Below are 24,648 nucleotides of genomic sequence, written 5' to 3' on the forward strand. Positions count from 1 at the left end.
AAAATCGCCCCGCTATCGCTTCTTCTCAACATCTTCGATTGTCTACAACCCCAAAATGCGTGAAAATGAATCAGTTATTATGCACTCAAGGGAATAAATCATGCCTATCGATTCACTGATCACTATCGGTATTTTCGTGAGCTTACGGCAGCATAGCTCAACTTAACTCGCCAGCTCTGGTTTACTAAGTGCTTATCCAATATAAGGAAGGCACCATGCAAAACCAGAAAAACCTGATTCAGGCCACTGCTGACTTTGAGCACTGGCGACAAACCCGCATTAATAAACATGCCAGTATCCCCGATGAACTACGCTGCTTAGCACTCAAGCTGCTTGAAGAATATCCGATCAGTCACGTGACCAAAGCACTACGGATCTGCACCACCCAGCTCAATGACTGGCGCAAGCAACTTCCCGTTAAGTCGTCCGCTCCTGATTTTGTTCCGTTACAGATAGAGCCTGATTTACTACCTAAATCAGACCTGAGCCTTCAGCTCACTCTTCCTAATTCAAGTCAGATCCGTATCAGCGGCCTTGTCTCTCCTGACTTATTGCGAGCTCTGATACAAGAAGCAGGAGAAGTAAAATGATCCACCTGACTGCTGGGAGTAAAATCCTGCTTGCGACTCAACCAGCCGATTTTCGCTGTGGTATTGATGGACTCGCCGCCCTGTGTCGTCATCAGCTAAAACAGTCGCCTCGTAGCGGAACCCTGTTTGTGTTTACCAACCGCCGTCAAACCATGCTTAGAGCATTATGTTATGACGGCTCTGGCTTCTGGTTAATCAATAAACGCCTGAGCAAAGGCCGCTTTCAAGATTGGCCCCGTCATCACCAAGATGGGGTGACCCCTGTCGCCGCGAAGCAGCTTAAAGCTCTGTTGGTGGGGCTGCCTGGCTGGCAAAAAGTATGACCGTACGCACACTATTCCCCTTTAAGTTATCGATCCTCACGATCATGTTGACCGATCCCACAATGCTGGAATAATTGAGCGCATCTGCACTGCAAGCCAGCCGACAGGAACTTAAATGGCGCAAGACTTTACCGATATTGACAGCGAAGAGCTGGACGGGCTTATCCAGCGAGTGCACGAGGCAAAGGAGCACGACTTAGCACTGAGTGCGGAAGATTGCCACATCTTGTTGAAGGCATTAAAGACGCTGGCTGCCTTGCAAGAGCGTCTGTCTGACAACGATATCACCCTGCATAAATTGCGTAAGTTGGTTGGCATGGTCAAGTCATCTGAAACGATGGACACTCTACTCGGCCAGAAAAATAAGAAAAACAAAAACCGCGGTCAAAAACGTCCTAAGCCTAAAAATACCCAACCCAGCACACCACCAGTGAAACCGAAAGTCACTCAGCATAAACTGGACGATCTAAAGAAAGGCGATAGTTGCCCCGAGTGTCAAAAAGGCAAGTTATATAAATACGAGCCCGCTACGCTGTTGCGGATCACTGGGCGAAGTCCGTTCGTCCCAGAGCAACACGTTATGGAGCGGCTACGTTGCAATGCCTGTGGTCAGTACTTCACTGCCAAGTTACCTAATGACGTGATAAATGATGGAGAGCCAAGCCAGAAGTATGGTTACAGTGCCCGCAGCCTGATGGCTCTTCACAAGTTTCTTGCAGGTGCACCCTACCATCGTCAGGAGAGTACGCAAGCGCTGATGGGGATTAAACTGACCGCCTCAACCATCTTTGACCAAGTCGAGTTAGTCGCCAATAGCTTGCAACCCATTTATAACTTGTTAAGAGTGTTTGCCGCAAACGCAGAGCACTATTATTTAGATGACACGACCAACCGAATTTTAGACAAAGTCCCGATAGAAAAGCCGCAGAGAAATGGAACAAAAACCCGAGAGCGCAGTGGTGTTTACAGCTCCGGTTTAGTCGCGGGCTTAAAAGAGGGTCGTACTGTCGTGTTGTATCAGACCAATATCGGTCATGCCGGCGAGTTCATCGACGAGATTTTACATGACCGTGGCCGGACACTCGCGCCCCCGATATTGATGAGTGATGCCTTATCCAGCAACCGCCCATCGCTTGATTACGTGGTCGAACACAGTCTGTGCAACAGTCACGGACGACGGCAGTTTGCCGAAGTCCTTAATCAGTTTCCAGATGAAGTGGAGCAAGTACTACAGTGGTATGGTGAAATCTGGCGACACGATGATGAAGCCAGGGAGCTAGGACTTAACGCGGGGCAACGGTTAGCTTGGCATAAAAAGCTATCACTTCCGGTAATGGAGCAGATCCGAAACTGGGGTCAGGCCGAGCTGAACAGGGGAAATACAGAAGAAAACAGCGGGCTTGGTAAAGCAATTAATTATTTTACTAAGCATTATGAGGGGCTGACCGCCTTCTGCCGTCTCGAGGGAGCACAGCTGGATAATAACCGAGCGGAGCAAGCACTCAAGCTAGTTGCTCGCAACCGAAAAAATGCCCTGTTCCATAAAACACAGGCTGGTGCGAGCATTGCGGATGTGATCATGGCGATGATAGCGACATCAGCCGAAGCGGGTATAAATGTGCTGGATTACTTTAATACGGTACAGCGAATGGAAAGTGAAGTTAAGGCTAATCCACAACAGTTCTTGCCCTGGAATTATCAGTCCAATATCTAATCAAAACAGGCTCTGGCTTTCGGCCAGAGCCGCTTCTTAATACCTATGTACACTATCTTCTCGTAAGCTCACAATAAACGTGCTGAAATTCTCGAGGCTGAAGGTGTCCGTCAGGCAGAAATCCTCAAAGCAGAAGGTCACAAACAATCGCAGATTTTAAAAGCAGAAGGTGAAAAACAGTCTGCTATCCTCCATGCTGAAGCGCGTGAGCGTGCTGCTCAAGCGGAAGCAAAAGCGACTTACATGGTTTCCGAAGCCATCGCAAAAGGCGATATGCAAGCCGTTAATTACTTCATCGCGCAAGGCTACACAGAAGCTCTCAAGAGTATTGGTCAAGCTGAAAACGGAAAAATCATTATGCTACCTTTGGAAGCAACCGGACTCATGGGCTCCGTTGCGGGGTAACTATTCACCCACGAGCTATTGACGACGGTTTACGCTAAAAATACTGGCGCCTGATAATCAACTTTCAACATGTGATGTTCGACGATTTCACGCAGCCATTTATAAGCAGAGACCTGCTGAAGTTTGGCTGTTTCTATCAGCGAGAACATTCGTTCGCGGAACTGGTCGCCTCGATATGAGCGAGTCACGTAACAACACTTCCTCATCAGTATGTAATTACGGAGAACTCGCTCCGCTGCGTTGTTTGTTAACGGGCACTCGGAGTCGTCCATAAACCGCCAGACCATAGCATCATCAGCGATGAGATTTCGACATCTACCTCGATATCGTTTTGAGCATTGATAACTACCCAATTTGAGCCAATGAAGCCAGCTCTTTCGTAACCGCCTGAGTCGGCGGTAATATTGGCTTTCGGTAATTTCTTCTTCGATATATCGGTGATGACACCTGAATACGCTATGAGCGATTAAAGCGAGTTTTTCTCCGATTTTTTGGTTTTCAGGACAAACGCTTTCCTCGATAGCGATGACGTTCCTTAATATGTGAGCCCAGCATAATTGGCGCTTAGATTCGTCGATATATTTGTAGGCAGAATATTGGTCAGTCACTAAAAGGTGTGAAACCGCTTCACCAAGTAGTCGTTTGGCAGCATGTTGGTTTCTTCCGCTGTTAATTTGGAAAAAGGCTACGTTATTGCTGAGTGCGGCCCACATCCAGCGTTTATCATTATTGCGCTGATGTGAAGTCTCATCAGCCATAATCAGTTTAGATGCTTTTACTGTGTCATGGATTTGAGTATGAGTATCAGCTAAGTATTCAGTGACTCGTCCTTGCGCCGCTGATATTGCACCTGTTGAGAAGTTAAGCTGGAAGACGTCTTTCAGCATAGATTGTATTTTACCTATGCTTTGGTGGTGCTGCGTCGCTTGGATTGCGATAAAGCTATGTAGATTTGGCCCCATTTGAACATCGGGCACAGACTCTGGAAGCTCCGCTTGATGCTTATCACCACACCATGAGCACTCGCCTTTAAAAATTTGATGTTCAACAAGCGTGTATGAGATATCTGGCAAGTCAAAGATTTGGTGTCGTTTATAAGGTTTTCGATTTGGAATAACCACCCACCGCAGTGGCATATCTTATTCGGTAAGTATTGCTCAACCGAGGCACTGTCTTCAACAGGGTGAAGCAGTCGGCGATGGCCTTTATGACCTGGTTGAGCTCCTTGCTTTTTTCCAGATTTCTTCCGATTTGGCGAAGTATTCTTAGCTTTATTATGCAGGGGTTGTTGAGATGATGGCACAGAAGAGTTGCGACTATTTTGGTTTAGCCTATCTTCAAGCTCAGCCAACTTATTCCATAAAAAGTGGATGATATCTTTCGCCTCTTCAGGCGAATCGAAATCTGGCGGTGGAGGTAATGTTTTCTTATTCATACCTCCAGATTGCCACCACAAAAAGATCACTCAAGTTGAATGTGGGATCAAGTTAACTCAGTCACATAAATTTGCTGTCAATAGCTCCTGGGTGAATAGTTACGCCGGAGGAATTGGCATTGCTAACATGTTGTTACGCAAGCTTAATGGCGCGCATATTACGGTTATTGAGCCACGCGATTTCCATTGGTATCAGCCTGGACAAACATTACTTCTTGCTGGCTCTTATAATAGTAAAAATGATGTTGTTACTCCCTTGGATCGTTATGTAGATAGCCAGATAAACTGGAAACGCGGTTCTGTGGTTGAATTTCAACCAGATATGAACACAGTGATAACTGATGGCGGCGAAAAAGTCGCCTATGACTATTTGATTGTTTCTACTGGTATTGAGTTACGCTATGATCTTATCGAAGGAATGGACACTGACTTAATACGAAAAGGTGGAATCGCTAGTATCTATTACAGTCCAGAAGCTGGTCTAGCGAGTTATAAGCAGGCTCGGCAGTTTGTAGATAACCCTGGGAATGGTCAGGCGGTGTTTACCCGTCCAGTTGGTTCGATGAAATGCGCTGGTGCACCAATGAAAGCCACAAACTTAGTTGAATATTTTGCCGCTCAAAGTGGGCGAAGAAACGAATTTACCTTCAACTACTATACGTCAGAAAATAGTCTTTTTGCTGTTGAGGTGTTTAATGACAAATTAAAAGAAATTTGGAAAAAACGACAAATCGAACCGAATTATGAGCAGGTGCTCACCGCTATTGATAGTAGCAATAAATCGGCAGTTTTTACTCAGTCAGATGGTTCAAGCCAACGCATTAACTGGGATTTTATTCATGTAGTGCCGCCGATGACACCACCAAAGGTTATTCGCGATTCTGCGCTAGCCGACAATAAAGATTTTCACGGATATTTGGATGTTGATAATTTCACCATGCAGCATAACCATTACCCCAATGTATTTGGTATTGGTGATTGTGTCGGTACGCCAATTGGTAAAACAGCGGCATCAGTTAAATCCCAACTTCCAGTAGTGGCGGTGAATTTATGTAGTTTAATCAAAGGGCAGTCGTTAACCGCCAAATGGGATGGTTATACTTCTTGTCCAATGATTTTGGATGTCGGTCATGCAATGTTGTGGGAATTTAATTATGCTTTGCAGCCGGTAACTGCGCTACCTTTTGAAGTCGTTGATCCACTTGATGAAAGTGTGATTGCGTGGCGTTTTGAAGAAACGCTTCTGAGGCCAGTTTATGATGTGATGTTAAAAGGCTATACACCGATCTAGTCATCTTTAAATGATAGGTGGTGCTTTATGGGTAGGTACAATGACAGAGGTTATACTTTTTTAGTGGTTCTGTTGTGTATAGTTCACGGATTTCATCTTACTGAGCTGTACCAGCAGGGTGGAACACTTCACTATTTTTTCTAAATTAATTGATTACTCTAAAACGGTTTTGTCCCGAAGCGACTTACCAATCCAATTAAAATTTCACTCTCACCGCATAACTATTATTAACGTCACATGAGTTATATTTGGGTAAATTGCGACTGATTGAAATCGCAAATTTGTTAGACGAAACCAATAATGGGGCAGCTTTGAGTTGCGCTGCCCTACTAGTACATAAGGTTCACTTTTTAACATACCAATTTCTCGATTTCTGCTGATGAAAAAATTGTTAGCCGCAGGGCATATATTCAGGTGAAACGTGATCTTATCTCCGAGTGGTGAAGATAAGACCATAATTTGGGTGTCAGACTAGTTGTACTCGCTTGCCATATTTATCGCCATTGCGATGCCTTTGACTCGTATTTCGAGAAAAAGTTGTTCAGTACGTTTATTTAGCAAGATTTTCCAGCATAGTTTTAGTCACTAGGGTAATTCCTTTTTCTGTAACACGAAAACCATTGGCTTCATCCTGTTCCTTATCATAGCCAATGCTCAAGCCGGCCGGGACACAACAATCACTGTCAAGGATAACTCTCTTCAGTTTAGCGTGTTCACCAACGTGACTGCCATGCAACAATACTGACTCTTCAATAAGACTGTATGAGTGGGCATGGACACTTGAATACAACAATGATTTTCTAATAGTTGAACCAGAAATAATGCACCCTCCAGAAACCGTTGAATCTACGGCCATACCACGGCGTTCATCGTTATCAAAAATGAATTTAGCAGGTGGAAGCTGTTCTTGATATGTCCAAATCGGCCAGTCTTTATCATAAAGGTCAAGTTGTGGTTTAGGTGTAACAAGTTCCATATTGGCTTCCCAAAATGAGTCAAGTGTACCCACGTCACGCCAGTAGGGCTGACTTTCACTGTCTGGATCTTTGAAAGAGTACGCAAAAACATTACTCTCATTAATGATTGAAGGAATGATATCGTGGCCAAAATCGCGGGTGGATCCTTGGACATCCACATCTTTTAATAACTGGTCAAAAAGAAAATCAGCATTGAATAAATAATTGCCCATTGAAGCCAAACACTTATTCGGTTTATTCGGAATTTCATTAGGTTGAGCTGGTTTCTCATCAAAAGCTACTATTTTGTTTTTGGAATCTACGGTTAGAACACCAAAGCTACCTGCAGCTTCTTCAGTATCAACTTCTAGGCAACAGACTGTCATATCTGCGTTATTTGCCACATGCTCCGCTAGTAGAGTGCCGTAGTCCATACGATATACATGGTCACCAGACAGAATTAGAATGTACTTGGGTCTATGTGAACGAATTATATCAATATTTTGATATACCGCATCCGCTGTGCCAGCATACCAGTCATCGCCCGTTCGTTGTGAAGCAGGTAAAATTTCAACAAATTGTTGAGCTCTAAGGCTTACCCAACCGCGGCTAATGTGACGGATCAACGAGTGCGACTTGTATTGTGTTGCGATACCTACGCGGTCAATACCTGAATTGAAACAGTTTGATAGTGGAAAATCGATAATACGAAACTTACCACCAAAATATACAGCAGGTTTTGCTCGAAGATCGGTGAGTTCAAATAAACGACTACCTCGACCACCAGCCAATATCAAAGCGTAAGTGTCTTTGGTCAAATTACTGATATGTCTATCATAATTCTGGGGCATAGAGACCTCCATGGGGGCGAATTATATACTTGTAGTTATAATCAGAGCAGTGTATTGATTATATTCAAGTTATTATATAGGGTAATTGTTGAATAAACTGTGACTGAAGTTAGGCATCATTACTTGAATAGCTACCAGTATCGTCGCCACTTTTAGCATTACCAAAAATAGGTCAATTTATGACAAAAGAAATGAGTCCTGATCCTTGTGCTAGAAAGGTTTGGGGCAGAAACGAGTTACGCTGAAGGCCAGCTTTTGTGTGAAGGCCAGCTTTTGGCACATAAGTGATATTCATGAAGTGCGAATACTACTTTAGCTCACTTAACTGCGAAAACCGTAACCAACGTTTTCATTGAGTCACCCGGAATCATAACAAAGTGCATTTTGCTACCAAGATGCTGCCAGAACTCAGCCTCTTGAGCATATTTTTTTGCTTTTTGGATAGCGACGTTTTCTGGCAACTGAGTTTTAGTTAGCCTTGGGCATAGCAGCTTAATGCACAAAGCCTTCCAAGGATGCTTAGGTACGCCGTCTGAAAGCCGTTCCACGAATCGTTCTAGCGCGTGACGAGTCACCACGACAGGTCCAATGTTCGGAACGTTGATGACCTCATCGATTTCTCTCACTGTAGCATTATCGACGCTGTATTCTTCGAAGGAATGTGAGAGCCAATCGTCCCGCTTCTCTACCGAGATCTGTGCTTCTTGGTAACGGGTGAGCAAGAACCTGGTCAGGCTGTAAAGTGAATGCTGAGATGAGCGTTGTTTCTGTAACTTTTTGATAGCTCCTTTACTGACTCGGATTTGAAGCCCATTACCGCTTCGGTTACTCCCCATCACCTCTTTCACTGACAGTAGGTGATGAATAGCATAAACCTCAGCTGCAATTGGCTTTTGCTGCTCAGGTAGCTTGTCGTATTGCTCACCTAAATCGACCTTTAGCTCACCACCTCTTCGAAGGCCGGTCTTCCAGTAAACCGTAAACTCACCATCAATCTGCTTTGTTAACAGGGTTAATACCATCATGTTTGTTTCTCCTATTGGTTATCTTTTTTTCATTCTCCATGTTTTTTCAAATATGCAAGGCGCAAAAAAGGGGCCGAAGCCCCTTGGATCAGATATGAACTTTCGGAAACCCCATGGCACCGTAAACATTCAGCACATCATTCCAATCCCAACTTTTCACGCCGAGTGACGTTGGTATCGGAGGGATCAAGACTTGTGTCAGAATGCCTTTTTGCCAGGCTTTTTTCTTGAGTTCATTCGCTGCATTCAGGCCGGTCTCAGAGAGATCGTGGTCTGCCCAGATGTACAGCATTTTCACATTACTTGGTGGTTCAAACCTAGCCAGTAGCGTTGCATTCACAACCGACCAACATGTTTGCCCCGTTGCTCTGGTTACCGCTAGGGCCGTTTCTATACCTTCAGAAACACCTAGTACTTCACCAGGCTCACCTATCGGAATGGCACCACCTGTGATTGTTCTGTCACTTGGTATCGGCATCATCTTTTTAGGCTTTTCAACCGGCGCTTTGAATCCATCTTCACTTAGGTAGATCCGATGAAACGTGGCCGAACGCCCTTGCTGAGTAACGATTTTACCTAGCAGCGCTGGGTAGCTATCGATAAACAGACCATCTTCATCATGGTAAGGCAAGCTTGGATGAAACCTCAGCACCGAATCCCATTCAGGACGAAGCCGCGTCACAATGCCACGACGATGCAAGTAGTTCCAAACTGGTTGCGCACGAGTATCTGCAAGAGAAAACGTTTCTCCCCAGGTTTGATTCAAGCGATGGATAATCGCTTTGTCCTCTTCCTGCTTTCTAGCCTTCCTATCAACAGCGTTGCTCGGTATTGCCCGAGTAGTTGCTTGTATTTGTCCGGGTTGAATACCAAGAACCTGGCCTATTGCTTCAACAGACTGAGCAAAGTTCCATCCATTAATCCAAGACAACAGTTCAAAACCATCATGAAAGATCCCGCAGGTATTACAAACGCCACCTCCGGTATATTCAGCATCTTTGAACAGCCTAAAGCCATCACGACCGCCATGAACAGGGCAAGCCACATGACGGCCTTTTCGAGCAATAGCGGCATCAAGTTCTGGCACCAATGCCGCCAATACCTGAAGCCATTGACCATTAAGATATGGCCTCACTGTTTCAATCTGTAAAGGTATCGCCATATAACCTCCTTAAGTAAAAAGCCGACTCCTACCACAGGTGGTAAAAGTCAGCTTGGGTCCTGCATTGAGCCGTTTGGTTAATGCAGGAACGTTAGTCAAGCTGGATACCATGTCGTCTTAATAGCCACATGATGGAATCACGAAGCACATCATGATCGACAACCGCAGCCATCGCGCAAACACGAAAGCAAAATGGCGTTAATTCGTCATTTTGAATCCACGACAACACATCCTTTCGCAATCGAGTACTGACACGACCGTCCAGCAATACACGGATCGCATCCAATAGAATGCCTTCGCGTAACTGCCAGATTTCCGTGTCAGACCAAGTGACTGGGGCATCATCAAACTCAAATAGAAATTCGAGCTGTGATGATGTGTGCTGATGGGACTGCTTTTGTGATGTAGGAGAATGGGCAATGCGCCCATTCATCAAAGATAACCGCGTTCGGCAAGCGAAACGCAGCCCTCGGATGCGACCACAACATGGTCAAGCGTTCGAATATCAACAAGTGACAAGGCGTCACGAAGTCGATGAGTAATGCGTTTATCAGCTTCACTGGGTTCAGGATCACCCGATGGATGGTTATGAACCAGTATCACTGCTGCCGCATTAAGTTCCAACGCCCGCTTTGTTACTTCCCTTGGATACACGCTCGCCGCATCTAAAGTGCCTTTGAACAGCTCTTCAAATCGAATGACGCGATGCTTTGTATCAAGAAACAGCACACCAAAGACTTCGTGCTCATACTCGTGCATCAGTGTTTGCAGGTATGAGAACGCCGACGATGGCTGTTCAATTTTGCGACCTTTACTCAATCGACCACGGGCAAGCTTGAGCGCCATATCTAAGATATCCGCTTCAGTCACTTGCTCAGGAACGATATAAGTACCGGCTTCTTCGCCAGCTAAGAATTTTCTGTTTTTCATAGGAGTCTCCCAAAAAAAAGCGGAGACGAACCCATGCCCAGACGGGGACGGAATCGTCCCCGCAGGGTGGTAAAATTGATGTGGTTACTGAATTAACAGTTGTTGTGTTACTTCGAATAACTCACGCTTCAGATCTTTGACATCGTTAATCACAATGCTTTGAGGAAAGAATTTCTCAACACTGCGTGTTTGAATCCCGATCCCCAGCAGCTCAAAGCCACTGCGTCTGCACCGGTCAACAATGTCATGCGTGGCAGCCCAATCATCTGGGTCACCATCCGTTAGCACTATCATTAGCTTTCGCTTCTGTTTTTGCGCTAACAAACTGTTTGCCGCAAACCACATTGCTTGTGCCATAGGCGTACAACCTCGTGGTTTTTGGTCAAAACAGGCGGCCCGATGTCGAACCGATTGCTTGGGCAATAACGCGATAGAAACTTCCTGATGAATACCAGGAAAATAACTGACCGCAGGTACAACACCCGGTATGCCTTCCAGTGCCATGGCCAAAGCCAAAGCGGCTTCATTGGCAACATGAAAGTACTTTCGATTACCTTCGCCAATGGGTTTACCCATTGAACCCGATATATCGACCAGCAAGTGCACAGCAGCATTAGGCGCAATGCGCGGCTGCCTTTGAATAAACAATCTCGACTCACCTGCTTGTGAAGCGGCTAGACGATGGGTTGCAACTCGAAGACCGTGCCGTTTGGCATGATTCCGATTGTCCTGACTGGACTGAACCATACCTCTAAGCCGGGCTCGAATTTGAGCCGACTCAGACGCCGATAAGGTCAAGATAGCCTCATCACCCAACATAGCCTGCTCTGCTTGAGGCAAACTGAGTGGTTTGACGCCCTGATGTCCTTCAGCTTGTTCCGACAACACTTCTGCCACTTGGGCAAAGGTATCGGGTTCAAACTGAGCGGCACTGGCCTCTAAGGCTTGTCGCAAATTGTCAGCTTGATCAGCGTTATCAGAATCCCCCGTTTCAGCGGCATCCCCCGTTGCAGACGAATCTGTTTCTGGGGTTTGACTGTCACTACTGTTATTGCTGTCATTACTCGCATCTTGTCCAATGTCATTACCGCTATCAGCATCCGACTCATCCTGTGGTGGACGAGATTCTTCTTCCAACATGGCAACGATGGCATCGACAAGTTTCAGCACTTCACCTGTAGACCCTAAGCTAGGCACTGCTGTCAGCATGGCGCTTAACCGGCTCATCGCTGCGGCAGGAAAGAGTTGTCTCACTCTTTCATCAACCGCTTGATACAAAGGCGTCAGCGCTTTCTGACCCAGAAAGTGGCATCTCAAGCGAAACAACAACCATGCTTGCAAGTTAGATGCAGGCTCAAGCTTTTCAGGTACACACATTTGCTGTGTGTCCACCATGTACTCAATCACTTGCGAAATACTGCGCCGGGTTCCGGGGTAATCCTTTGCCAATTCGTTTTCAATGCGAACGTCCTCAATGATATTGAGAAGTGCCTTACGGATCGGTTTGGACGACGCCTTCTGCACCATGTCAAAATTAGTATGCCGAATATGCGCCGCTTCATGAGCCAGATAACCCCAGGCTATCTGTTGATAGTGTGGGTCGTCTGGGTTTGCTGTTGGGATCACAATCCGCTCACCATCGGTAAACGCATCTTGTCCTTGAATAAGCACCTTCACACCAAACTTTTCGCCATAAGCGGCGGCAACGATTGGCAGTGCGTTTTTTAATGGATGATTCATGGGAGTCTCCTAATCATTAGGGGGAATACTCCCTCAGCGGGAGCGTTTCCCCGCTGGGAATGTGGGTGTTTAAACCTGTGCTTTTAGCTTATCTAGGTCGTATTTTTGACCTAACCAAGCCACCAATTGAGCTGGACTCTCGTGCTGCTCAAATGACGTTTTAAGCTGGTCTAAACTCAGGATGTCATCCAATGTCAGACCGTACTGGTCTTGTAACTGAGTAGACACCTCGTGTTGATATTGCAGCCAGGCCCGCTCATAAGCGGTTTGCTGCAATGCCATGTTTGGAACAAATACCATGGCCGTTACCCAAGCTCCTTGTGCGTCCGCATCTGCGATCAGCACAGGGTTCTTGGGGATCACGACACTATGTGTTGAGTACGACCGTTGTACTAACGTTCGACAACACGCCACTTCTGGTATCGATTCACTTTCAACCGCATCAGTCACACCACGAAAATGCGGTTCAAACTGGTTCAGTTGGCTGGGGTTATGGATGGTTGATTGCATAATTTCCTCTTACATAGTTCAGAGGACATGCGCCCTTCAGGGCAACATGCCCTCAAGGACGTTAAAAATAAAATGAGTTTGGTACAGTCGAACCAAGGTTTGGTCTGACGGTTGGTTGGGGTATTGCACGCAAGTTATCTGCCTGAGCAGATACTGGCTGTGCGGGTTTAGGTTCTGGTTTGGGCATCAGTTGCCTGATATCCAATTGGCCTTCACCGTGCATTCTCATCTTGTCTGGATCAGACAAAATTAAAATGGTCGCCATCAGTTCGTGATAGAGATTGTCTGTCACAGGGCCGGTCTTCGGCAGACGAACAAATAAATTGTCCATCGCTTCAACCATCGGTTGAACTCGATGATCCAGGAATGACAAACCATCCAACTTGTCTCTTAACCGTTTGAAAGGATTAAGGGCACGCTGACTGATTTGATTCTTACCTGCAACGGAACGCTCAAACAGTTCATTGGCATCACGAGCCACCTCCCTAAAGAGGGTGTGTCCCATGCCATTGACCTTGTCATCTAAGCCACCACCTTGTTCAGCCGGTTGCATTCGATAAATGGCATAATCGAACTGAAGCCGTTGTTCCACGTCTTCGATGGGTGATAATGCACGTCGGATTGCATCTGCAAATTCCGGGTGTTTTGCAACCCAGTCAAACGTCACCTGATCATAGTTGTCCAAGAACAACTGCTTGCACTGCGCAAACTCCTGACCGATCCGGTCAAGCTCTGGAACAATCTGATCAATTCGGTCTTCAGGGACGGCATAGCCACCTAAAAACCGCACACCGACTTGCTCACACAAGCGCTGCGCTTCTTTCTTAAGCCTTTCAAAGTTCGCCAATGCCTCAGGGTCGCAAATTTTTTTACTCCCTAAGCTGGCAACATCCTTCGGTGGAAGTTGGCTGCCATTGGCTAGTCTGAAATCTTCAGGCCTTAGTTTTTTTCTACCGCTCCAGATGGAACAGTCGATGTGACAAATCAAAAGTTTGTCGAGGGTTTGAATACTCATAGTGCATCCTCATGTGAGATGGGGACGCACCACTCCCAACAGGAGCAATGGCCCCCATTTGGGTGGTAGTAGTTGACGCGCTAATGGCAACATCACTATCAGAAATAGTAATTTTGCGAATCAGGCGACGATTGGTTGAGATCGATTTTCGCAGGCATTAAGTCCAGTGCTTCAGCAATCGGGCGAACCCGCTCTAAATCACTGCCTAGTAACCGCAATACATCTTTTTCCAACTTCAGTTGGTCGGATACTTCTATCCCTTCAGGACTCGCTACTGTGAGCGAACACAGAGGTGGTAATTGACGCTTAAAGGCCAGTAACAGCAACAATGGCCACGGGCCATCATCAGTGTTAACAATGCCAGCGCCTTCACCTGACACCATGCTGATTTGATTGGTACTAGGTAATCCGCTTTTGCAAAACCCTAATGACCATTCTCCAATCCTGACCTGGTTATCATCAATAACAGCCAAGCCATAGGCTTCAAGCAGCTTTGCCATATCGAACAACGCTTTTTGCGCCAGCGATATTTGGCCATTGACGTCCTTGCGAGTACGAAACTCCCAACTGACGTTATTGGCGCACGCGACACTATCTAGCGCATTTGAGAGTTCAAATGGCCGCCCTTGATGATCAATGCCGACTTGTCCAACCAATCGATAACCCTTGTTGATTTTCTCATTGATTCTTCGGTCTGCTTCAGCCTTAGGATCAGTCGAGTCAATCAATCGCTGCTGCGACAATTGACCGGCTTTTCCAAACCGAACTTCAATCTCCTGGGTATCTGATCCAACGTAAATGGCCCATTCTTTGGCTGTCCCATCAGAATGACTGTAACGGTAAAGAGCAAAGCACTTTTCCATCATCAATCCTCCCAGTGGTCACCGAAGACATCAGCGGCAATACGGTGAATGGCTTCTCGTTGCTCCAACTCAGCACGAGCCGTCAAAGACCGCACCAGTGCATATTCCACTGCGTTAGGAGCGCCTTTAAAAGCAAGTGTTAACTTTGCCCAGCGCACCAATGTCCGAGTGGACATGGTGATACTAAGCTCAGCACCGCCATCCGCGCCCCCAATAAAGAGACGACGAATGTCACCAGCCACTTTCACCATTTTTTGGCGAAAGACTTCTGGCAAGCCCGGCGCAACGTTCTCCAGAATGGCTTCCTCTACAGAAGACTCTGCATAGGTCGCTTCGATGATTCTAAAGCGATCAAGAAAAGCCAAATTCTGTTGGAGCACACCTTGATACAAGCCCGTTTGGTCACCGCTGCCCGCACTGTTGCCGGTTGCGATAAAACGAAACTTGGCATGTGGCATGATGATCTCACCGCCATTTTGTGCGATGACCAACGGGGCACCTTCCAAAATGTCATTGAGTCCAGCCAGTTCAGCAGGCTCAGCAAGATCCATTTCATTAATGATCAGCAAATGGCCATGCTTTACAGCCAGTGCTAGCGGTCCATACACAAAGGTCATGTTGCCATTAACCAGCGTGTGGTGACCGATAAGATCGGACAACTCCAATCGACCATGCGCAGTAATTTGCTGAACAGGCCAATTCAATCGAGAAGCAACTTGGCAAATTAGCGAGGTCTTACCGCATCCTGTGGGGCCTGTAATATACAAACCGTCACCGTCTGGGTTAGACAAGAACGCCAATACGTCACGTAAGTCTTCTTTTCTAAAAACATACTCGTCCTTGCGAACGGGAATGTTTGGATGGGTAGTGTCGGCACTAAATCCTTCCAGAACGAAAGCATCAGGAGCCGGGACATTAAACGCTTGATTCACTTGAACCAAAAATGGGGATTGTTCAGTCATGGTAAACCTCATCAGTTTTGACGAGGCCCCATGCCCCAACAGGGAATGAAGTCCCCGTCGGGTGGTGTGTTGATCGTGGTATGGCTGTGTATGTAAGAGTTCAGCTCGCTCTATCATTCGTACCCAGCATTGGCTACGAGTGAAACTGCTTTCTGATGCACTCGATATAAGCGCATGAGAAAGGAGCCGAAATCGGCTCCAAGTGAACGTTAAAAGTAAAATGAGCTCGGCGAGTCACCTGGCAGAACCAAGTTCTCTTGCTCAAGGCTGATTTTGATTGGTGTTTCAACGGGCTGCTCTGGCTTATTGGTGCTAATGCGCAACCGCTCTTGTGGCGCTTTTCGGTAAGCAGCTAAAACCTGTTCATCCAGCTCGCCTAACTTATCGGTGGCCAATTGCTTATAGTCCACCGTACCTGCCATCATGTAGCGGCTGAGTTTGACCCCAGCATAGTCGGCATGAGCGTAGTTACCCATCATAGCGACCAATTTCGACTGAGCTTCTCGCATTTCCTCTTTCAAAGATTTAATGTGGTTTTCCAGTCGGACCACTTCGGCATGTGCTGAGCAATACTGCCGTGATAGCGATGTCCAACGGTATTGGGCTTCACCCTTGGGAACAAAACAATCTTGCTCAGGGCATTTTGACGGTTCTTTTTTGGTCTGTACTAACTCCCAAAACTGAAGCGCTGTTTCTTGCAACTCAGTTAAGAACGCCGCGTCTCGTTGTATTTCAAACTCAATCAGTTGATCCTCAAAATAGAATACCAACCAACCACGCGTGCTATTGGCGACCAGTATTTGGTGCTGTACTTGCACCCAATACAACTGGTACGCCTCACTTTGTTCTCGGTGAGCTTGCACATCCTCAAAAACTGACTGGCAAGGACATTTCAGTTCAACAGGTTCGCCCGCATCGTTGATGCCATCAAAGCTGGCTCGAAAGATTGCGTTATGATCGGCTTCTGCACATAACGGCAGAAGAAAGTCATTATGCGCATTCTCAAATGCTCGCCTTGCTTGAGGCTCCAACCGTATACCTCGAAGCACATTTGGATTATTCGATAGGTCTTCCGGTAATACGAATCCGGTTTTTTCTGCCCATAATCGCCAAGGTGTTTTGTAGGGTGAACGCCCCATAATAATTGGGGCTTCAGATGCCGTAACCCCTGCAATGCGCCACTGGTGCCATGCAGGAGTACGTTGTGATAGGTCGATAACCTTCATATTGCCTCCTTTGAAGGGAGACTCCCCTGAAGGAGAGAACTCCCCTTCAGGGTTAAGTGGTTACTTTGCAGCTTGTGCTAACGCTGTTTGGTGCTGAACAACACTTGCTTGAACCGAATCAATTGCCGCTTTACCGGCTTGAATCGAACCTAAGACAAGGGCAACAACCAATACCAAGCGAAAAAGTGAGGCTGATTTAGTCATGGAAGATCTCCAATAAAAAGACGAGACCTTCCCCCTGACGGGAGAATAATCCCGCCAGGGTTAGTAAAATGAATGCGTGGCGCTAAGAAGCTAAAGGCTGTGTGAGCGCTTTGGCTGCTTGTTGCTGTGCATTAATTATTTCTTGTTTCGCAAACGTCAGTTCAACACCTTGAAAATGTTCATTGGCATATTCCAATGCACTATTCCAAGCGTTTGAAGCTTCCGCCCGCTCGATAAGCTTGTAAACAAGCCCTCGGGTTCGATCATCAACTTGCTCGGGTGGAATCACCGATGGCTCAACAACGTGTGTTGCTTGGCCTTCGATAATTCGCTCCGCTTCGTCTTGATCGAAAATTCCCACAAAGCCAAACGCAATGCGGGAACACTGGATCATGGATTTATGTCTTAGCATTCGCTTAGTGTGCGTCTGCCATGGACCATCTACCCGGTAAGGGCCATTTTTGCCGTTACCTTCAAAAGGCGGTCGATAGACTTCATCCAGGTATTCAGTGATTTTGACTGGGTGCGAACGGTCGCGCCGATAGATGATGCATTCCATCCATTCCGGGCATTCTTTCGCGCCATCCAGGGAGACTTTGTTTTCTGAAGTCTTAAACTCCATGCCATCAAACTGGTCGTGTTGATTAATGATGCGAGACCATCCATCGACACCTACCACTGGAATAATCCCAGCTTGTTTATCAGGGAACGCAAAAATCTCTTTGGTGAAAGGGTTCAAGCCGTACTGATCTGCAACCACCAAGAGCGCCATCATCTGCTCATTGGTCGGTGCACTACCGTCACGTTGCTTGAATGCTGTTGCTTTTAGGGTATCGAACAACTTGTTTGGATCGACACTAAAGCGCTCAGCAAAGCGTTGAATTAGCTTTGGTTTTTCCATTGTGGACTCCGACAATCAAAGTGGGAGTCTGCCCCTGACGGGAAAGTACTCCCGGCTGGGTTAAAGCGTTTTTGCTCGGTTAAAAATCTGGTTCAGGATATGTTTGTGCCCAATTAGCTTGGGAGCTCGCATCATCCGCCGGTGATGGCTCAGATGCTTTGTTCACACTATCAAGAAGCAGAAACTCGTCCGCGTCCACTTCGGTCAATCGATGCTTAATGCCATCTTTCTCCCATGAGCGCGTGCGCTGAGGCCCTTGAACAAAAAGCTTCGCTCCTTTTTGGATCAAATCTTTTGCTCTTAGCCCTAACTTAAATCCACCACGATCTCGAAAAACGACCCGATGCCATTCCGTATGCTCTTTGAGCTCATTGGATTGACGGTCGCGCCATTTCTCAGAAGTGGCCAGTGAAATACTGGTCACTAAATCACCTGATGGATAGGCTCGCGTCTCTGGCTCAGAGCCAACATAGCCTATGAGTGTTACTTGGTTTTTCATGATGTTCTCCTCGACTTAGTTGAACTCTGTGCACACAGTCGTTTCTGCCCGGCTGGGCAAAGAAGACTGACGGCGCAGATAGGTTGGTATTTCGAGTAAAGCCATGTCGTACGGATGTGGCTCTTTGTAAAACGCAGATGTCAAACGGGGCATACCAGGAGCTTTAGGCACTGCCATTGGACGACGTTTTGGTGTTGGTGTGAGCAATCGCTTGATTTGAGTAAGTACAAATCGCAACGGGCGCACGCTTTGACGAGCAAACAATCGCAAAAGCGACCAGCTCAGTTTTGCAAGCAACATAATGCCTGCGATTTGGATAATAAATCCGAAGATATATTCCATTGGTGACTCCTTAATTAGGTTGTGAAGGAGTCACCCCCAACTGGGGAAAACTCCCCCAGTTGGGTGGTGAAAAGGCGAACCGCAAGGAACGCATGGTTGAGCATGTAAAAACATGCAGGCTATTTGTTTAAGGAGGCTAGCTACCTCTTAATACCACTGAGAAAACTCAGCGGCGAGCTTCCTTTGAGCTCATGCTCTCAGGCGCGGATATCACTGAAACAGATCAGCAATATTTGATAGTCAGTGTAACCGTCTTATCCAGACAAGATAGTTAGAAAGATGCTCAATTCTTCCACCTAGCTGAAAGGCCATTACCGCACAGAGGATTAGGCTAGGGACTGATTATTGTCATATCAGGAGCAAACTTATGGCCCAAGCAAGACCCAATTACTCAAAACCCATCTTTGAACAATCATTCACAATTAATAGCTTACAGGCGCAACGTGTCGTTGACCGTGTTTTTAGACGGACGGTCAGTGCGCTTTACGGAATCGATGTCATCCTGCGCATCATTGGCGATGAGAACGAAATTGATGAAGTGGAACAGATCATTAGCCAGTTGATCGAGGATTGCGCTAAGGCGGTAGACAACGAACAAGCTCGTTTGGACAAATTGATGGAGTCCAACGGTATCGATGAAGTACCTGACTACACCGACCCGATTACCTTCAACGCCAAAATAAGCTCGCCTCAGGTTGGCCAGTTTGTCGGCTTAGTGCGCAAACTCGATGCGTTGATGATCTCAATGGACACTCTCTGGTTGTCTAGCGTGCTTAGCAATAAGCAACGTGTTGATGGCAACTACGCATGGCAACAGCGCATTATCAAACTGGCTCGGCGCATTATTGATATCGAAATTCGAGCCCGAAAATCAGCCCAAGCTAAGGGTAAAGAAGCAGAAGTTGAACAAGCGGTGCCTTCAACCGATGACGATATAACTGAAGCGGAAACAGATAACCCCGCCAACTAGCCAACGGCTCCCATCACACAGCCCCTCTCGAAGGGGCTATTGAAATATAGTGTTGTGGATTTTGAAACACAGTTTTGGACATTTATTGGTTAGAGTAAAGATTCGATGCATCGAAACCTTCATGGAACAATGAAAATACTTATTCACCTTAAATGAATAGGCACTCGGATATAAATAATTTACCTAATCATCCACAACTTCAATCGTTACATGCTGAGCACCAAGGTAAGTACCTTCATCCACTTCATAGCGCAAGGTTTCATCACAGTGTGGGCAGTCAAAGCCTTCGTTTGGCTTGATGCACTCATCTTCGAGCCAATCCCAGCCAATATGCTTTTCACAAGTTGGGCATGTCATTCAACAATCCTTACTCATTCAAATACAGCTCCGCCATTCCATCTAAACGGGCTTTTACTGCTTTCCAATTAGGCATCACGCTTGTTAATAAGCGCCAGAATTTCTCACTGTGGTTGTGCTCAGCGATATGACAAAGCTCGTGCAGAATCACGTAATCAATACACTCTTTAGGCGCTTTAATTAGATGAATGCTCCACGAAAGGTTTACGGAAAGCTTGGTGGCAGCCCAAGCAGCTTTCCTGCACGTGGGCGAATGATTGGATCACCGCCTTGCCGTCGCTGCTCGCAGCAGCCAGCTTCATGGCCAGCGCCGCCTCGTGAGTCTGCGCGTCAAAGTTTCTGAACTTGGTCGCATCAGCGCCGAGGTAAGCAAGGATGCGCATTTTTTCAGTAAGCGGTGGCTCGGGGTGTGCAGCAACTTTTGGGGCGAGCTGAACGACCTGAACCCATTCCTCCTGCGAAATCGCACCGGTAATAGCCTGCATGTTGCGCCCGAGTTCCTGCATGATCTTGCGTAGCGCCAGTGGCTCAACCTGGGTAGCGTCACCAGCCCAAGCTGGCAACTGAAAACCCCATAAAGCAGGCAGGCCGTAACGGTCAGGGTGATAGTTCCAAATGCGTGGCTGTGTTTGCGGTGGGTCATGAAATTCTCCTGTAATTCAATCGTTCTCTCATTCGAACTCCCGCCCTTCGCCAGCTTCCTCATGGGTCACGCCGTCGCGGATGTGGTAGATGCGCTTGAATGTGGGGATGATCTTTTCGTCATGGGTGACGACGATGATGGCGGTCTCGAACTTCCGGGCCATGTCGTTGAGGATGCGGATTACAGCCATGGCGCGCTCGGAATCCAGCGGCGCAGTGGGTTCATCGGCCAGGATCACCGGCGGACGATTGACCAGTCCGCGCGCGATGGCGACCCGTTGCTGCTCGCCACCGGAGAGTTGCGAGGGCATTGCGCGAGCTCGGTGTTGCACATCAAGCGCTGTGAGCAATTCCAGTGCCTTCGCGCGCGACTCTCCATTCGCGACGCCTGCAAGCATCGGCAGCAGCGCCACGTTGTCGGTGACATCGAGAAACGGAATCAGGTACGGCGCCTGGAAAACGAAACCGATCTTGTCACGCCGTAAGGCGCGCAGGTCGCGGACTTTCCAGCCATCGGCGTAGATCACTTCATCGCCCAGCGTCATGCGACCGGCGGTCGGTTCGATCACCGCACCCAGACACTTGAGCAGCGTGCTCTTGCCGGACCCGGAAGGGCCGATCAGTCCCACCACTTCACCAGGCGCAACATGCATATTCACGTCTCTCAAGGCAAAGACAGCGGTGTCACCATCGCCATACCGCTTGCTTAAACTTTCGATGTGTATCCCTTTGCCACTCATCTCAACCTCCAATGGCTTCGGCCGGATCGACCTTGAGTGCCATGCGAATGGCGACGAGGCTAGCTAGAACGCAGATCACGAGCACGGCAAAAAAACCGGCGACAGAATCCATTGGCGTGAGCAGGACATATTTTGGAAAAGCCGGTGCTGAAAAGGTGGCTGTGATCTTGCCGACCACGAAGCCAATCACGCCCAGGGCGAGCGCCTGCTGCATGATCATCGCGGCGATGGTTCGGTTGCGTGTGCCGATGAGCTTCAACACCGCGATCTCACGGATTTTGTCCATCGTCAGCGAATAGATGATGAAGGCAACGATGGCCGCGCTAACGATGGCCAGAATCACAAGGAACATGCCGATCTGCTTGGCTGAGGTGGCGATCAGCTTGCCGACGAGGATGTCTTCCATCTGTGCCCGGGTGTAGACCGTCAAACGCTTCCAGCGCTGGATGGATTCGGCAACCTCGTCCGGCGCATGACCAGGTTTCAGAGTGACCAGCACGGCATTGACGAACGCGTTGCTGCTCTGTGAAGCAATCACGGCATCCAGCAAACCTGGATCACCGGGTCGATTGAAGACCGGGTTGGCTTCGGTGCGACGCCGGCTTTGCCAGATGGCATCGTTGTCCTTGAGGAACTGGGCCTCCTGGGCATCTTTGAGCGGAATGAATACCATCGGGTCGCCGCTGGACGACACCATGCGCCGTGTCAGCCCCACGACGGTGTAATGATTGCGGCGAATGGCAAGACGATCTCCCAGTTTGAAGCCGGTGGCGATGTCGGCCACAGCCTCGTAGTGACCGCGCGTGATCTGGCGTCCAGCGACGAGATAAGGAGGCCATCCGGGTGTAGCCCCCAACGCACCGGGCGCGATGCCGACCACCATGGTGCGTACATCACTCTCGCCCTTGCGTACCTGCATGGTCAGGTAGGTCGCGTTCGCTGCCTGTGAGACTCCCGGCATGGCGAGAATGGCGCGATACACGTCATCGTTGAGGCTGGACGACTCCGCATAAGGACCCAGAGTATCCTTTTGCACCACCCAAAGGTCAGCGCCACTGTTGTCGAGCAACGCCTTGCCGTCGTCCACCATGCCTCGGTACACCCCAGCCATGACTAGGGTGACGCCGATCAGCAGACCCAGACCGATGCCGGTGAAGACGAATTTCCCCCAGGCATGGAGAATGTCGCGGCCGGCCAGGCTGATCATCGTGAAACTCCCGGGATATGCTCGACCACATGGATGCGGCTGCGCGCCGTCAGTGCCTTTTCGCTATAGGTCACAACCTGGTCCCCATTCTTGAGCCCTTCGCGCACCTGCACGTAACCATTGAGGTCGGAAGTGCCGAGCTTGACCGGGGAGAAATGCAGATCACCATCCACGATTTGCCAGACACCAACTTTATCGCCTTCACGCTGGACGGCAGCGTTGGGGATCAGTGGAGCGGCCGGGAGCGCCGGCAAGTCAACCGTGACTTCGGCCAGTTCACCCACTGGTGGCAAAGGTTCTGGTTTGTTATCGAATGTCACCTTGGCAAGCGTTTCCTCGGTTACCGCGTCGGCCTTGGGTTCCACCCGCAGCACGCGACCTTTCAAGGTCTGGCCACCACGCGAACGCAGGACGATATGAGCCGGCAGCCCCCCAGCCAGCCCCGATGCGCTGATCTGGTCGAAGCGCACATTGATCCACAAACTCTTGGGGTCGATCACTTCCACCACGGCCTGGCCCGCGACGATGGTCGTGCCGGGATCGGCATCGCGCACGGTGACTACACCATCGACCGGCGCGATCAGGCGCAGATTGCTCCGCTGCGCGACGAGTGCTTCGCGGTCGGAGCGTGCCCGGGCAATATCTTCCCGAGCGGCGGATAGGGCGGCATCGGCGATCTGCAGTTCCTGCCGCTTGGTGGTGACGATTTCCTCGCTGGTCGAGCGCACCGCAAACAATTGCTCATAGCGGCGCGCCTGGGTTTGCGCGTAGGCTTGCCGGGCTTCTGCCTCGCGCAAAGCCGCTTCCGCCCGCTTGAATACAGACTCCTGTGAGCGCACCCGAGCATCAAGGTCGACCGGCTCCATCTCGCCGAGCACCTGTCCGGCCTTGACCTGGTCGCCTACATGCACCTCCAGGCGTTTGACGCGCCCGGCAAACGTCGGCCCGATCTTGTAGGTGTAGCGCGCCTCCACCGTGCCGATGCCGAACAGCGCCGGTGTGATAGCCCGTGATTCCACGCTTGCCACCGTCACAGCGACCGGGGCGAGCGGCCCTGATCGCAGACCGACATAAATAAAAAGCACCAGCAAAGGAATGATGACGGCAAGCAGTGCCAGGGTGCGGCCTTGCAAGGGTAACTTTTTCATTGCGCACTCCTTATGCCACGCCGATAAATTGCAAAGACGCGCGGCGCATCGCGGTGCATACGTCCCACATCACCCGCCAACAGCGATTGCATGACCAAGCCCTGGATCGTGCCAATGAACAGCGTTGCCGCCGCCTCGTTGTCAAGCGAGGGAGACAACTCGCCGCTGGCCTTGCCTTTCTCGATGAGACGATGCAAACGTTCGCCGTAGCGCTGAATCAAGGTTTGCACCATGCGCTTGGCCGGTGTCGATTCGGCACGCTGAAGCTCACCAAACATCATTCTTGGCACGCCTGGGTGCTCAGCTACGAATTCGATGTGACTCATGAACATCGCCTCCATGGCTGCCAAGGGCGACTCGATTCCTTGTGCGGATCGATCGATTCTGGCTAATAGGCGCTCTGCTACCCACTCCATGACCGCCTGCCAAATGGCTTCCTTGTTCGGGAAGTGCCGAAACAGCGCACCCTGGGTCAAGTTCATGTGTTTAGCGATAGCCGCAGTGGTTATCTCGCTTGGGTTTTGTGAACCGGCAAGCGCCACGACGGACTCGACAGTTACGGCACGACGTTCATCGGCCGGCAGATGCTTTGGATGGGGGTCCACGAGCACTCCTTGTAAGATAGTAATTGATTACTATC

At 48.6% G+C, this 24,648-nt stretch carries 27 protein-coding genes and 3 pseudogenes; 6 read left to right on the top strand and 24 right to left on the bottom strand.

Going from position 1 to position 24,648, the window contains the following annotated elements; genetic code table 11:
- Nucleotides 1-215: 215 nt before the first annotated feature.
- From DBX26_RS11570 to DBX26_RS11585, 4 genes and pseudogenes are all read left to right on the top strand, one after another.
- On the top strand, nucleotides 216-590 hold the full coding sequence (locus DBX26_RS11570; RefSeq protein ID WP_020433901.1) for a hypothetical protein: 375 nt from the start codon (nucleotides 216-218) through the stop codon (nucleotides 588-590).
- Entirely contained in the window at nucleotides 587-913 is a 327-nt protein-coding gene (gene tnpB, locus DBX26_RS11575) for an IS66 family insertion sequence element accessory protein TnpB (protein WP_102969848.1), read from the top strand. The genes DBX26_RS11570 and tnpB overlap by 4 nt, the downstream gene beginning before the upstream one ends.
- Before the next feature lie 115 nt (nucleotides 914-1,028).
- On the top strand, nucleotides 1,029-2,627 hold the full coding sequence (locus tag DBX26_RS11580; protein WP_118119231.1) for an IS66 family transposase: 1,599 nt from the start codon (nucleotides 1,029-1,031) through the stop codon (nucleotides 2,625-2,627).
- Nucleotides 2,628-2,699: 72 nt separating this feature from the next.
- A pseudogene (locus tag DBX26_RS11585) lies at nucleotides 2,700-3,032 on the top strand (SPFH/Band 7/PHB domain protein); the annotation flags it as partial.
- 29 nt (nucleotides 3,033-3,061) lie between these two features.
- On the opposite strand, the gene DBX26_RS11590 reads toward DBX26_RS11585, so the two are convergent.
- Together DBX26_RS11590 and DBX26_RS25660 are read right to left on the bottom strand one after the other, a co-directional pair.
- Nucleotides 3,062-4,168, bottom strand: coding sequence for an IS66 family transposase (locus DBX26_RS11590; RefSeq protein ID WP_254063479.1), 1,107 nt, complete (start codon nucleotides 4,166-4,168; stop codon nucleotides 3,062-3,064).
- Nucleotides 4,169-4,284: 116 nt separating this feature from the next.
- Nucleotides 4,285-4,467 (bottom strand): annotated as a pseudogene (locus tag DBX26_RS25660) (DUF6444 domain-containing protein); the annotation flags it as partial.
- On the opposite strand from DBX26_RS25660, the gene DBX26_RS11595 reads away from it, so the two are divergent.
- Nucleotides 4,403-5,758 (top strand): FAD/NAD(P)-binding oxidoreductase, encoded by a 1,356-nt coding sequence (locus tag DBX26_RS11595; protein ID WP_118119233.1) that lies wholly within the window; start codon nucleotides 4,403-4,405, stop codon nucleotides 5,756-5,758. The pseudogene DBX26_RS25660 and the gene DBX26_RS11595 overlap by 65 nt on opposite strands.
- A 550-nt stretch (nucleotides 5,759-6,308) precedes the next feature.
- Here the strand turns inward: DBX26_RS11595 and glgC are convergent.
- From glgC to DBX26_RS11665, 15 genes are all read right to left on the bottom strand, one after another.
- Nucleotides 6,309-7,565, bottom strand: coding sequence for a glucose-1-phosphate adenylyltransferase (gene glgC, locus DBX26_RS11600; protein WP_005391618.1), 1,257 nt, complete (start codon nucleotides 7,563-7,565; stop codon nucleotides 6,309-6,311).
- A gap of 317 nt (nucleotides 7,566-7,882) precedes the next feature.
- Nucleotides 7,883-8,590 (bottom strand): hypothetical protein, encoded by a 708-nt coding sequence (locus tag DBX26_RS11605; RefSeq protein ID WP_005398010.1) that lies wholly within the window; start codon nucleotides 8,588-8,590, stop codon nucleotides 7,883-7,885.
- An 88-nt stretch (nucleotides 8,591-8,678) separates the two neighbouring features.
- Entirely contained in the window at nucleotides 8,679-9,752 is a 1,074-nt protein-coding gene (locus DBX26_RS11610; RefSeq protein ID WP_104975175.1) for a primase-helicase zinc-binding domain-containing protein, read from the bottom strand.
- 91 nt (nucleotides 9,753-9,843) lie between these two features.
- A complete protein-coding gene (locus tag DBX26_RS11615) occupies nucleotides 9,844-10,185 on the bottom strand; it encodes a plasmid-related protein (RefSeq protein WP_104975174.1) in 342 nt (113 codons plus the stop codon).
- Nucleotides 10,185-10,682, bottom strand: coding sequence for a DNA repair protein RadC (gene radC / locus DBX26_RS11620; protein WP_000797298.1), 498 nt, complete (start codon nucleotides 10,680-10,682; stop codon nucleotides 10,185-10,187). Before radC ends, DBX26_RS11615 begins: the two co-directional genes overlap by 1 nt.
- 84 nt (nucleotides 10,683-10,766) lie before the next feature.
- On the bottom strand, nucleotides 10,767-12,422 hold the full coding sequence (locus DBX26_RS11625) for a VWA domain-containing protein (RefSeq protein WP_118119235.1): 1,656 nt from the start codon (nucleotides 12,420-12,422) through the stop codon (nucleotides 10,767-10,769).
- 69 nt (nucleotides 12,423-12,491) lie between these two features.
- The gene (locus tag DBX26_RS11630) at nucleotides 12,492-12,932 is read right to left on the bottom strand and encodes a hypothetical protein (protein WP_007104987.1); all 441 of its coding nucleotides are present in this window, start codon (nucleotides 12,930-12,932) and stop codon (nucleotides 12,492-12,494) included.
- Nucleotides 12,933-12,993: 61 nt separating this feature from the next.
- Complete coding sequence (locus tag DBX26_RS11635; protein WP_118119237.1) at nucleotides 12,994-13,947, bottom strand: DUF3150 domain-containing protein; 954 nt, start codon at nucleotides 13,945-13,947, stop codon at nucleotides 12,994-12,996.
- Nucleotides 13,948-14,045: 98 nt separating this feature from the next.
- Nucleotides 14,046-14,813 carry a hypothetical protein gene (locus DBX26_RS11640; protein WP_118119239.1) on the bottom strand — a complete coding sequence of 256 codons (768 nt, stop codon included), beginning with the start codon at nucleotides 14,811-14,813 and terminating at the stop codon, nucleotides 14,046-14,048.
- Entirely contained in the window at nucleotides 14,813-15,772 is a 960-nt protein-coding gene (locus DBX26_RS11645; RefSeq protein ID WP_103201369.1) for an AAA family ATPase, read from the bottom strand. The genes DBX26_RS11640 and DBX26_RS11645 overlap by 1 nt, the downstream gene beginning before the upstream one ends.
- Nucleotides 15,773-15,981: 209 nt before the next feature.
- Complete coding sequence (locus DBX26_RS11650; protein WP_004249381.1) at nucleotides 15,982-16,998, bottom strand: YqaJ viral recombinase family protein; 1,017 nt, start codon at nucleotides 16,996-16,998, stop codon at nucleotides 15,982-15,984.
- 60 nt (nucleotides 16,999-17,058) lie between these two features.
- A complete protein-coding gene (locus DBX26_RS25475; protein WP_015066581.1) occupies nucleotides 17,059-17,202 on the bottom strand; it encodes a hypothetical protein in 144 nt (47 codons plus the stop codon).
- Nucleotides 17,203-17,284: 82 nt separating this feature from the next.
- A complete protein-coding gene (gene bet / locus DBX26_RS11655) occupies nucleotides 17,285-18,103 on the bottom strand; it encodes a phage recombination protein Bet (protein ID WP_103201370.1) in 819 nt (272 codons plus the stop codon).
- A gap of 79 nt (nucleotides 18,104-18,182) precedes the next feature.
- Nucleotides 18,183-18,602 (bottom strand): single-stranded DNA-binding protein, encoded by a 420-nt coding sequence (locus DBX26_RS11660; RefSeq protein WP_012368368.1) that lies wholly within the window; start codon nucleotides 18,600-18,602, stop codon nucleotides 18,183-18,185.
- Between the two features lie 15 nt (nucleotides 18,603-18,617).
- Nucleotides 18,618-18,944, bottom strand: a complete 327-nt coding sequence (locus DBX26_RS11665; RefSeq protein ID WP_103201371.1) for a plasmid-related protein — start codon at nucleotides 18,942-18,944, stop codon at nucleotides 18,618-18,620.
- Nucleotides 18,945-19,311: 367 nt separating this feature from the next.
- Between DBX26_RS11665 and DBX26_RS11670 the strand changes: the two genes are divergently transcribed.
- Nucleotides 19,312-19,914: a hypothetical protein gene (locus tag DBX26_RS11670; protein WP_103201372.1), complete on the top strand. Its 603-nt coding sequence runs from the start codon at nucleotides 19,312-19,314 to the stop codon at nucleotides 19,912-19,914.
- A 183-nt stretch (nucleotides 19,915-20,097) separates the two neighbouring features.
- Here the strand turns inward: DBX26_RS11670 and DBX26_RS25480 are convergent, their stop codons facing one another.
- From DBX26_RS25480 to DBX26_RS11700, 7 genes and pseudogenes are all read right to left on the bottom strand, one after another.
- Entirely contained in the window at nucleotides 20,098-20,271 is a 174-nt protein-coding gene (locus DBX26_RS25480) for a hypothetical protein (RefSeq protein WP_162889696.1), read from the bottom strand.
- A gap of 10 nt (nucleotides 20,272-20,281) precedes the next feature.
- Nucleotides 20,282-20,458 (bottom strand): annotated as a pseudogene (locus DBX26_RS11675) (M48 family metallopeptidase); the annotation flags it as partial.
- Nucleotides 20,448-20,834 (bottom strand): cytochrome c, encoded by a 387-nt coding sequence (locus tag DBX26_RS11680; RefSeq protein WP_050782698.1) that lies wholly within the window; start codon nucleotides 20,832-20,834, stop codon nucleotides 20,448-20,450. The pseudogene DBX26_RS11675 and the gene DBX26_RS11680, both read right to left, overlap by 11 nt.
- 108 nt (nucleotides 20,835-20,942) lie before the next feature.
- Nucleotides 20,943-21,653 carry an ABC transporter ATP-binding protein gene (locus DBX26_RS11685; RefSeq protein WP_004393997.1) on the bottom strand — a complete coding sequence of 237 codons (711 nt, stop codon included), beginning with the start codon at nucleotides 21,651-21,653 and terminating at the stop codon, nucleotides 20,943-20,945.
- Nucleotide 21,654: 1 nt separating this feature from the next.
- Complete coding sequence (locus tag DBX26_RS11690) at nucleotides 21,655-22,860, bottom strand: ABC transporter permease (protein ID WP_004393995.1); 1,206 nt, start codon at nucleotides 22,858-22,860, stop codon at nucleotides 21,655-21,657.
- Complete coding sequence (locus DBX26_RS11695) at nucleotides 22,857-24,008, bottom strand: efflux RND transporter periplasmic adaptor subunit (RefSeq protein ID WP_004393991.1); 1,152 nt, start codon at nucleotides 24,006-24,008, stop codon at nucleotides 22,857-22,859. The genes DBX26_RS11690 and DBX26_RS11695 overlap by 4 nt, the downstream gene beginning before the upstream one ends.
- Nucleotides 24,005-24,613: a TetR/AcrR family transcriptional regulator gene (locus DBX26_RS11700; protein WP_118119241.1), complete on the bottom strand. Its 609-nt coding sequence runs from the start codon at nucleotides 24,611-24,613 to the stop codon at nucleotides 24,005-24,007. The genes DBX26_RS11695 and DBX26_RS11700 overlap by 4 nt, the downstream gene beginning before the upstream one ends.
- Nucleotides 24,614-24,648 lie beyond the last annotated feature (35 nt).

Origin of the sequence: Vibrio sp. dhg (assembly GCF_003443775.1) — a bacterium.
GTDB classification, from domain to species: Bacteria; Pseudomonadota; Gammaproteobacteria; order Enterobacterales; family Vibrionaceae; genus Vibrio; species Vibrio natriegens.